At 57.8% G+C, this 9,256-nt stretch carries 10 protein-coding genes; 4 read left to right on the top strand and 6 right to left on the bottom strand.

The window, feature by feature from the left end; genetic code table 11:
- From ACEW8N_RS15700 to tolQ, 6 genes are all read right to left on the bottom strand, one after another.
- On the bottom strand, positions 1–437 hold a 437-nt coding region (locus ACEW8N_RS15700), incomplete at its 3' end, for a hypothetical protein (protein WP_373500787.1).
- 110 nt (positions 438–547) lie between these two features.
- On the bottom strand, positions 548–1,084 hold the full coding sequence (pal, locus tag ACEW8N_RS15695) for a peptidoglycan-associated lipoprotein Pal (protein WP_373500786.1): 537 nt from the start codon (positions 1,082–1,084) through the stop codon (positions 548–550).
- Between the two features lie 79 nt (positions 1,085–1,163).
- Entirely contained in the window at positions 1,164–2,480 is a 1,317-nt protein-coding gene (gene tolB, locus ACEW8N_RS15690; protein ID WP_373500785.1) for a Tol-Pal system beta propeller repeat protein TolB, read from the bottom strand.
- A gap of 41 nt (positions 2,481–2,521) precedes the next feature.
- Positions 2,522–3,781 carry a cell envelope integrity protein TolA gene (gene tolA, locus ACEW8N_RS15685; RefSeq protein WP_373500784.1) on the bottom strand — a complete coding sequence of 420 codons (1,260 nt, stop codon included), beginning with the start codon at positions 3,779–3,781 and terminating at the stop codon, positions 2,522–2,524.
- 24 nt (positions 3,782–3,805) lie between these two features.
- The gene (gene tolR / locus ACEW8N_RS15680; protein ID WP_373500783.1) at positions 3,806–4,288 is read right to left on the bottom strand and encodes a protein TolR; all 483 of its coding nucleotides are present in this window, start codon (positions 4,286–4,288) and stop codon (positions 3,806–3,808) included.
- Positions 4,288–5,001 (bottom strand): protein TolQ, encoded by a 714-nt coding sequence (tolQ, locus tag ACEW8N_RS15675; RefSeq protein WP_373500782.1) that lies wholly within the window; start codon positions 4,999–5,001, stop codon positions 4,288–4,290. The genes tolR and tolQ overlap by 1 nt, the downstream gene beginning before the upstream one ends.
- Positions 5,002–5,249: 248 nt before the next feature.
- Here tolQ and ACEW8N_RS15670 point away from each other — a divergent pair, with 248 nt between their 5' ends.
- The 4 genes from ACEW8N_RS15670 (at position 5,250) to ACEW8N_RS15655 (ending at position 9,229) form a co-directional block, all read left to right on the top strand.
- Complete coding sequence (locus ACEW8N_RS15670) at positions 5,250–5,774, top strand: HD family hydrolase (protein WP_373500781.1); 525 nt, start codon at positions 5,250–5,252, stop codon at positions 5,772–5,774.
- A gap of 122 nt (positions 5,775–5,896) precedes the next feature.
- Complete coding sequence (locus ACEW8N_RS15665) at positions 5,897–6,538, top strand: succinate dehydrogenase cytochrome b subunit (protein WP_373500780.1); 642 nt, start codon at positions 5,897–5,899, stop codon at positions 6,536–6,538.
- Positions 6,539–6,551: 13 nt separating this feature from the next.
- Positions 6,552–8,465 carry a fumarate reductase/succinate dehydrogenase flavoprotein subunit gene (locus ACEW8N_RS15660; RefSeq protein ID WP_373500779.1) on the top strand — a complete coding sequence of 638 codons (1,914 nt, stop codon included), beginning with the start codon at positions 6,552–6,554 and terminating at the stop codon, positions 8,463–8,465.
- The gene (locus ACEW8N_RS15655) at positions 8,462–9,229 is read left to right on the top strand and encodes a succinate dehydrogenase/fumarate reductase iron-sulfur subunit (RefSeq protein WP_373500778.1); all 768 of its coding nucleotides are present in this window, start codon (positions 8,462–8,464) and stop codon (positions 9,227–9,229) included. The genes ACEW8N_RS15660 and ACEW8N_RS15655 overlap by 4 nt, the downstream gene beginning before the upstream one ends.
- Positions 9,230–9,256: the final 27 nt, after the last annotated feature.

The raw sequence follows: 9,256 nt of genomic DNA, 5'->3' as shown, positions 1-9,256 counted from the left end.
GGCTGGAGGCCGCCGGGCATGGGCACGGGTGCGGGCGGCGCGCCGGGCGAACTCTGGGCACCGGGAACGTAGGAGCCCCGGCCGTCCCCGATGGCCGGGAGCTGGAGCATCTGCTCGATCCTCTCCACACGCCGGGTCAGCAATTCGGAAGACTGGGTCTGGGACGACACCTGGAAACCGACTTCTTCGATTTTCCCGTTGAGGTCCTGGATGTCGTTTCTGACCTGGTCCGTCGCCGCGGAGAGGCTGGCGGACTGATTTCTCAATGCCGCAGCCTTGGCATCGATGCTTTCCGAGGTCTGCTGTTCGAGTTCCAGGTTCCGCCGCTCAAGGGCGATCACGCGATCTTCAATAATTCTGATATCGCTCTGGCTCGCGCAGCCGATCATCCCCAAACCCAGAATTGCCGAAAGGCATGTCAACCGGATCCTTTTCATTCCTGCCATCCTGCTGTCTCATCAAATAAAAGTGTCTTGAACGTGCTGTCGCCGGCACCCGGAGGATACCGGCGACATGGCGTACGGGTTGCCGTTGTGGAGACTGCGGCCTATTCGAAGATGAACTGGGCGCGGCGGTTCTGGGACCACGCTTCTTCGGTGTGACCCGGATCGAGGGGGCGCTCCTCGCCATAGCTGACGGGCGACATCCGGGAGCCGGAGACTCCCAGATTTTCGAGGTAAGCCTTGACGCTCAGGGCACGACGGTCTCCCAGCGCCAGGTTGTACTCGTTGGTGCCTCTCTCATCGCAGTGGCCTTCGATGGTGACGTTCAGGCCGGTGTTCTCCTGAAGGTACTCGGCTTTTCTCCCCAGGGTGGCCTGGGCTTCGGCTGACAGGTCGGACCGGTCAAAGGCGAAATAGATGTGTTCGTTCAGGAACTGCTCCTTGGCAGCCCGCTGTTCGGGCGTCAATCCATCCTCACCAATGGCGCCCTGGCCGTCTCCTCCGGCTCCCGTGCCCTGTCCGCCGTCTCCCGCCATGGTCATGCCGTCGCTTTTGACCATCTTCTTGGAGCAGGACGTTGTCATGAACAGTCCGGGAATGATGAGAATGAGAGCTGCAATTATCCATTTTTTACCGCGCATAGCTTCCTCCCTAATAAAAAGTTGTTGGATATTAGTTGAACTACCGTTATTGGCCAAAGTGATATCATCCGGTACAGGATCAGTTTCCGGTGCTGCTGGGCGACCAGCTTGGCATGGACTGCGCACCGTCCATTAAAACCAAACGCCGCTGATCGGTTCCATAGGCCGTCATCACATATATCCGGGATATCCCTTTTTCACGAGTTGAACTGAAGGCGATCATGCTGCCGTCGGGGGCCCATACCGGGGATTCGTTCTTCCCCGCGCCATAGGTCAGCCTGGCCGACTGCCGGGTGTTCACGTCCATCACATGGATATTGATTTCGCCGCCTTCAATGCTTGAATAACAGATTTTATCTCCTCTCGGCGACCAGTTGGGCTGGGTATTGTACTTACCCTCAAAGGTGAGGCGCTGAGCCTTGCCGGAGCCGATGTCCGTGACGTAGATCTGGGGGTTTCCGGAACGGTCCGAGACAAAAGCCATTCTCCGGCCGTCGGGCGACCAGGTCGGCGAAGTATCGATGCCCCAACTCTTCGTCAGTTGATTAATAATTTTCCCATCTCCGGTCAACAGATAAATTTCCTGATCTCCGGTAAACGAGAGTGTCGCCGCCAGCTTGAACTGGCCTGGAACCCATGCGGGCGTTGTGTTTAAACCTTTTTTGGAAAGGATGGTTCCCCGGTTTCCGGACAGGTCGCGAATATACAGATCGGGCTGACCTTTGGCGTAAGAGGTGTAGGCGATCCACCTTCCGTTCATGCCCCAGGCCGGCGAGAGGGTGATGGATTTGAAACGGGTGATCTGCTGGGGCCGGCTGCCGTCAAACTCGCAGGTGAAGATTTCTTTGTTGCCCGTTCCCGTCGAAACAAAGGCGATCTTGCTGTCAAATACGCCCCAGTTTCCCGTCAGAAGAAAGATGATCTCGCCGCAGAATCGCCGGATCATCCGAGGCATATCCTTTTTCCACCCCTTGTAGCGCTTGCCGAGGAGCATTTCCCCCTTGAAGGGATCGAAAAGCCGGAGCTCCATGTCGATGAGATCACCCTGGGCCTGGATATTTCCGGTAATCAGCAGCTCCGCGCCGATGGTCGTCCAGTTCTGGAATTTTATGGAGGCCCGTTCGGTTTCGGGCTGGTTGGGGTCCATCAGGAACATTCCCCGGTCCAGGATTTTGAAATAGCCGGTGAAATCGAGATATTCCGCCGTCTGGTCCGAACTCTGAACGGAGAGGAGCGAATCCTGGGGAGATACCCGGAAGTTCGGGATGGCGATCGGGATCTTCTTCAGCGACGGATTCCGGATGTCGATATAATCATACTGGGCGGCAGCCCCCGCTGCGGATGCAAGGAAAGCTGCCAAACCCAACAATACTGTCTTCCATAAACCTTGTTTCATCAATTGTCCTCGGTCCCTGTGTTCGGATGCATTGGATGGCGTTAGTTCAGGCCTGTAGGGGTGAATACCAGGGCAATGGTATATTCCGACAGCCCTCTCGGAAGAGGCGGCAGTGGGTTTGACTTCATCACCGCGTTGTAGGCGGACTGGTCCAGGAAGTTATTGCCCGACCGCTGCTCGTACCAGAGATTCTCTATTTGTCCTGTCGGGAGAATCGTGATCACGAGAATTGTCCGCAGGTCTTTCCGGCCACCGGCGAGGTTGTCGGAAAACGCCCAGTTCCGCTCGATCTGATAGGAAATCTGGGCCTTGTAGATATCGCTGATGGATCCGGCCATTCCGCCGGCCTTTCCGGCTCCGCCGATCACGCCCCCGATCTTGCCGGTCGCGCCGACCACGCCGCCGGACTGCCCGGTTTCACCGGTCTGGCCGGTTTCTCCCGTTGCCGATCCGGTGCGGTTGGCGGCAACGGCCGACCCCCCGGACTGACCCCCGGATCCCTGTTTGGCCTTGGCCTTGACTTTGTTGATCGCATCCTTGATCGAATCCGCCCGCGCGGCCGAGGGGGTGATGACCGATTTCTGATCGTTGGCGGCCTTCCGGTTCTTGGCGCCGGACTTGATCACCTTGGGTTCCGCCTCCTTCGCCTGGGGCTTAGCCTCCGCATCCGGGGAGGCGGCCTGCGCCGTTTTGGGCGCTTCTTCCGTCGGTTTGGGCTTTTCCTCCGCTTTTTCGGGCTTCGGATCCGGTTTTTCCTCCACCTTTGGCGCGTCCTTGATAACCACCTTTTCTTTGATAACCACCTGCTCTTTGGCAACCGGAGGGATGGGTTCGGGGAGTTCCGCCGGTTTTTTCAATGCGGCTTTTTTCACTTCCGGCTCCCGGGGCGTCGGTTCGGGGGCCGCTGTCTCCGGCTCCTCGGCAGGGGGCTCGGGAACCGCGGATTCCGGTTCGGCCTCGGCGGGGGCTTCCTGCTCCTGGCCCTCGGGTTCCCCTTCGGAAAGATCCTCTTCGGTGATCATGGGCGCCTCGGCCTCCTCCGACGATTTGGGCGCAAGGTTCGCCGTTTTGGTCTTCATGGCGGGCGGCGGCGGCTCGGGAAGGTCCCCCGTGGATATCATGGTGACGTTGATGGCGGACGGCGCCATCGAAATCCGCGGGGTATGGTCAAACCCGACAAACATCAGCCCCAGCAGGATCGCATGAATCAGGACGGACCCGACAAAGGAGATCGTAAGGATGCGCTTTTCGGTGGTCTCCCCGTTCAGGGGGGACCAGTTCTCTCGGGGGATGTCTTTCATTAGGCTTTTTCTGTGGATGGGTCTTTACTTTTTCTCTGAACCGGATGTCTTGCCCGCATCCAATTGATTCCCGCCGGTTGTTTTTCCGGCGGCGTCTCTGCCGGCATTCAAGGGCTCGGTGACCATCCCAAGTTTTTCCACGCCGGCCCCCTTGATCTCGGACATGACGCGGACAGCCATTCCGTATGCGATATCTTTGTCGGCGCGAAAATAGACCTGGCGTTCGCGGTTGTTGTCCAGGATTTTGGCCAGCTTATCCTGAAGGGAGTCCAGGGAGACCTCCTGGTCGTTGATGTACACCATGTTTTTGGCATCGACCGTCACCATAAGCTGCTCCTGATCGGCGGGAAGCGCTTTGGAAACCGCCTGGGGCAGGGCAACATCCACCCCCTGGGTCATCATGGGGGCCGATACCATGAAGATGATCAGAAGCACCAGCATCACATCCACGAAAGGCGTGACGTTGATGTCGGACATCAACCGATCGCTGTTGGTTTCAATGGCCATTAACGTTTCCCCTTCGCCGGTAGAATATCCATCTCGATGATATTCAGAAAATCGGCGGCGAAAATCTGAAGCTCCGATTCCATCACCCGGACGCGCTGAACGAAATAGTTGAATGCGATGACCGCCGGAATGGCTACGGCCAGGCCCGCCGCCGTGGCCACCAGGGCCTCGGAGATGCCGGGGGCGACGACCGCGAGGCTGGCCGTACCGCTCAGCCCGATGCTGCGGAAGGATTCCATGATGCCCCACACCGTTCCGAAAAGTCCGATGAACGGGGTGGTGTTTCCGGCTGTCGCCAGAAAGGGGATCATCTGGGTCATGCGCGTGGTCTCGGTGGTGATGGCGCGCCTCAGGGAGCGTTTGACGTTGTCCAGGCCCGTAAATTTTTCGTTGAGCGAATCATCGTCATCGGGCAGGGATTTGCCGCCGGACTGCCGCAGTTTTTTCAGCTCGGAGTAACCGATGCTGAACAGGCGCGCTATCGGGCTTCCGTCAAGCAGACTGGCCTCTTTATAGGCCAGGGAGAGATCGCGGCTCTCCCAGAAAATGTTCGTGAAGGCTTCGGATTGCCGGAAAGCTCGCCGCATATAGAGGAATTTGATGAGGATGATGGTCCATGATGTCAGCGAGAAGAACAGCAGCAGGAGGAGCACCAGTTGGACCATGTAACCGGCTCCCGCCACTATATGAAGGATATCTAGACTGTTGGCCATGAATGACTCCGATCGTTAACCTGAATTTACTGTTTATTTCAAATTGGATAGAGTATTACAGCATCATGAAAGTGTCAAGCGGTTTGGAGAACATGGCATCCGGTTCAAGAATATTTATATTACGGAAGGTTAAATCCCCACCCTGATGTTTTTCCGTATATGTGCCATTTATTTTTCTGAAAAAGCAACCTATTTAAAACATTGAGAAAACCATGAGAAGCATCGTAAATTTGTTATTCGAGGCAAAAATGTTGAAGGAAATTCCCCGGTCCGGATACCATTTTCTGGGTGCCGGCGAAGAGTCGGTGGCCGAGCATTCCTTCATGATCACCTTCATTGCGTATGCCATGGCCCAGATGGACCCGGCTGTCGATGCCCTGAAGCTGATCTCCATGTGTCTTGTCCACGATCTCCCGGAGGCCAGGACCGGCGACCTGAATTACGTCCAGAAAAATTACGTGGCGTCCGACGAGGCCAAGGCGGTTCGGGACACCATTCAGGACCTTCCTTTCGGCCCGACCATGGCGCAGCTCATCGATGAGTTCAGGATGGGGGAGAGCCGTGAATCGCTTCTGGCGCGGGATGCGGACCAGATCGCCTTTATCCTCGACCTCAAGGCCCTTTCGGACATCGGGCATTCGCCCCCGCAAAAGTGGTTGCCGACGGTGCTGCAGCGCCTCAAGACAGACACGGGAAAATTGATGGCCCGAAAGATCATGGAAACGGAGTGGGATGAGTGGTGGCTGAAAAATTATGTTGACAGACCGGCATGAAACCAATAGTAACTATTGTTCACGGGGGATGAATTATTTTGGGTATGCATTTTTTAATTTCCTTAATTGCTTGAAGATTTAATATATAACAACATTTCAATTTTTTACACCGGAGGAAAAAAATGAATTGGATTTCAAACACTGTAGGAACTTCCATCGGGAAGAAGCTCTTCATGGCCCTCACCGGTCTGGGCTTTATCGGTTTCCTGGCGGGGCATCTTGCGGGCAACCTGACCATTTACGGCGGAAAGGATGCGTTCAACAGCTATGCGGAGCACCTCCATGCCCTGGGGCCGCTCCTGACCGTGGCGGAACTGGGGCTGCTGACATTCGCCGTCATCCACATCGCCTTGGGATTGCTGCTCTTCTACCAGAACTACAAGGCCCGGCCGACCCGGTACGCCGTCAAGAAATGCGGCGGGGGCCGCACCATCGGTTCCCAGACCATGCCCTACACCGGCATTCTGATGCTCCTGTTCATCGTTTTCCACCTGTTGAACTTTCATTTTGTCGATAAAACCCACACGACCATCTTTGAGATCGTCTCCAACGCCTTTTCCAATCCGCTGTACGTGATCACCTATGTCGCCGCCATGATCATCGTCGCCGTCCACGTCAGCCACGGTTTCTGGAGCGCGTTCCAGACCCTGGGCGCCAACCACCCCAAGTACATGCCGATCATCCAGGTGGCGGGCATTCTCTTCAGCATTCTTGTCGGCGTCGGTTTCGGCTTTATTCCGATTTATATTTCCATTCTTGCCTAAGGAGGATTCGTCCATGCAGTTAGATGCAAAGATCCCGAGTGGTCCCATACAGGACAAATGGGACAGACATCGTTTCGAACTCAAGCTCGTCAACCCCGCCAACAAGCGAAAATACGACATCATCGTCGTCGGCACCGGCCTGGCCGGAGGCGCTGCAGCCGCGACGCTGGCCGAACTGGGATACAACGTCAAAAATTTCTGCGTTCAGGACAGCCCGAGAAGGGCCCACAGCATTGCGGCCCAGGGCGGCATCAATGCCGCCAAGAACTACCAGAATGACGGCGATTCCATCTGGCGGCTCTTCTACGACACGGTGAAGGGCGGCGATTTCAGGGCCCGTGAGGCCAACGTCTACCGTCTGGCGCAGGTCAGCCGGAACATCATCGACCAGGGCGTGGCCCAGGGCATCCCCTTTGCCCGGGAATACGGCGGGCAACTGGCCAACCGGTCCTTCGGCGGTGCCCAGGTATCCCGGACCTTCTATGCCCGGGGCCAGACGGGGCAGCAGCTTCTCCTGGGCGCCTACGCCTCCCTGTCGCGGCAGATCGCGGCCGGAAAGGTGAAGATGTACCCCAGGCGGGAGATGCTTGACCTGGTGATCGTCGGCGGCAAGGCCCGGGGCATCGTGACCCGGAACCTCGTCACCGGCGAAATCGAAAAATACGCGGCCCACGCGGTGGTAATGGCCACCGGCGGGTACGGCAACGTCTTTTTCCTCTCCACCAACGCCATGAACTGCAACGTCAACGCGGCCTACCGCTGTTACCGCAAGGGTGCATTCTTCGGAAACCCCTGCTACACCCAGATTCACCCCACCTGTATCCCCGTCCACGGCGACTACCAGTCCAAGCTCACCCTCATGAGCGAAAGCCTCCGGAACGACGGCCGGGTATGGGTCCCGAAAAACCCCGGAGACAAGCGGACGCCCGGGGATATCCCCGAATCCGAGCGGTTCTATTACCTCGAAGAGAAATATCCAAGCTTCGGGAACCTGGTCCCCAGGGACGTGGCCTCCCGGAACGCCAAGGAGCAGTGCGACCAGGGCCGGGGCGTCGGAGAGACCGGGCTGGCCGTTTATCTCGACTTCCGCGACGCCATCGATCGGGACGGCAGGGACGTCATCGCCAAAAAATACGGCAACCTCTTCCAGATGTACGAGAAGATCACCGCGCAGGACCCCTACAGGATGCCGATGATGATCTATCCGGCGGTCCACTACACCATGGGCGGCCTCTGGGTCGACTATAACCTCATGACCACGGTCCCCGGCCTGTTTGCCACGGGCGAGTGCAATTTTTCAGACCACGGCGCCAACCGTCTGGGCGCCAGCGCCCTGATGCAGGGGCTGGCCGACGGCTATTTCGTCATCCCCTATACCATCGGCGGCTACCTGGCCGGTGAAGCCCACGAGTCCGTCACCACGGACCATCCGGCGTTCAAGGATTCCGTCGGCCAGGTTGGCGGCCGGATCGAAAAGCTCATGTCCATCAACGGAAAGCGGACGGTGGACGATTTCCACAAGCAGTTGGGACATATCATGTGGGAATACTGCGGCATGGCCCGTAACAATGACGGCCTCGAGAAAGCCAGGGTCATGATTCAGGAGCTTCGGGAGGAATTCTGGAAAAACGCAAAGGTCCCCGGCGAGACCGGCAATATCAATCAGAGCCTTGAAAAAGCCGGCCGCGTGGCCGACTTTCTCGAGTTCGCGGAATTGATGGTCATCGATGCCCGGAACCGCCAGGAATCCTGCGGCGGTCACTTCAACGAGGGCTTCCAAACCGCGGAGGGGGAGGCCCTTCGCGACGATGAGAATTTCTGTTATGTCGCTGCCTGGGAAGATCGGGGGGTGGGTGAAGACCCTGTGCTCCACAAAGAGCCGCTGAATTTTGAACACGTCAAATTAACGCAAAGGAGCTACAAGTGACATCGAAAGCCATCAATCTAACGCTGAAGGTCTGGCGTCAGAACGGTCCAAAGGATAAAGGCCGGTTTGAAGACTATACAGCCAATGCCATTTCGACGGATATGTCCTTCCTGGAGATGCTGGATGTCGTCAACGAGGAGTTGACCCTTGCGGGCAGGGACCCCATCGCCTTTGACAGCGACTGCCGGGAGGGCATCTGCGGGCAGTGCGGCTGCGTGGTCGGCGGACATCCCCACGGGCGCGAGAAGGGCACCACCCTCTGCCAGCTCCACATGCGCCATTTCGAAGACGGGGACACGGTGGTCATCGAGCCCTTCCGGGCCCGGGCGTTCAAGGTACTGAAAGACCTCATGATCGATCGGGGCGCCCTCGACGGCATCATCCAGGCGGGCGGGTTCATTTCGGTCAATGCCGGCGGTGCGCCCGATGCCAACGCCCTGCCCATTTCCGAGGAGATCGCGGAAAAGGCGATGGATGCGGCTCAGTGCATCGGCTGCGGCGCCTGCGTCGCCGCATGTCCCAACGCCTCGGCGATGCTCTTCGCAAGCGCCAAGATCTCCCATCTGGCGCTCCTGCCCCAGGGTCGCCCCGAAGCGGCCAAACGGGCGCTCAGCATGATCCGGGAGATGGACGCCCTGGGGTTCGGCAACTGCAGCAACGAGCGGGAGTGCGAAGCGGAGTGCCCAAAGGAGATCTCCATCGTCAACATCGCCCGCGCGAACCGGGAATTCCTCAAGGCCGGTTTTTTCTCAACCCAGATGTAGCATGATCCCCGGGCAGCCGGCGGGCTG

This window comes from Desulfococcus sp., from assembly GCF_041737845.1.
Lineage (GTDB): Bacteria > Desulfobacterota > Desulfobacteria > Desulfobacterales > Desulfococcaceae > Desulfococcus.
The sequence above is the reverse complement of the archived record's forward strand: the minus strand, read 5'-3'. Positions and strand labels throughout refer to the sequence as shown.

Coding starts and splice junctions, on each gene's coding strand:
- pal (WP_373500786.1), bottom strand. CDS start 1,084: ATGCGCGGTAAAAAATGGATAATTGCAGCTCTCATTCTCATCATTCCC.
- tolB (WP_373500785.1), bottom strand. CDS start 2,480: ATGAAACAAGGTTTATGGAAGACAGTATTGTTGGGTTTGGCAGCTTTC.
- tolA (WP_373500784.1), bottom strand. CDS start 3,781: ATGAAAGACATCCCCCGAGAGAACTGGTCCCCCCTGAACGGGGAGACC.
- tolR (WP_373500783.1), bottom strand. CDS start 4,288: ATGGCCATTGAAACCAACAGCGATCGGTTGATGTCCGACATCAACGTC.
- tolQ (WP_373500782.1), bottom strand. CDS start 5,001: ATGGCCAACAGTCTAGATATCCTTCATATAGTGGCGGGAGCCGGTTAC.
- ACEW8N_RS15670 (WP_373500781.1), top strand. CDS start 5,250: ATGTTGAAGGAAATTCCCCGGTCCGGATACCATTTTCTGGGTGCCGGC.
- ACEW8N_RS15665 (WP_373500780.1), top strand. CDS start 5,897: ATGAATTGGATTTCAAACACTGTAGGAACTTCCATCGGGAAGAAGCTC.
- ACEW8N_RS15660 (WP_373500779.1), top strand. CDS start 6,552: ATGCAGTTAGATGCAAAGATCCCGAGTGGTCCCATACAGGACAAATGG.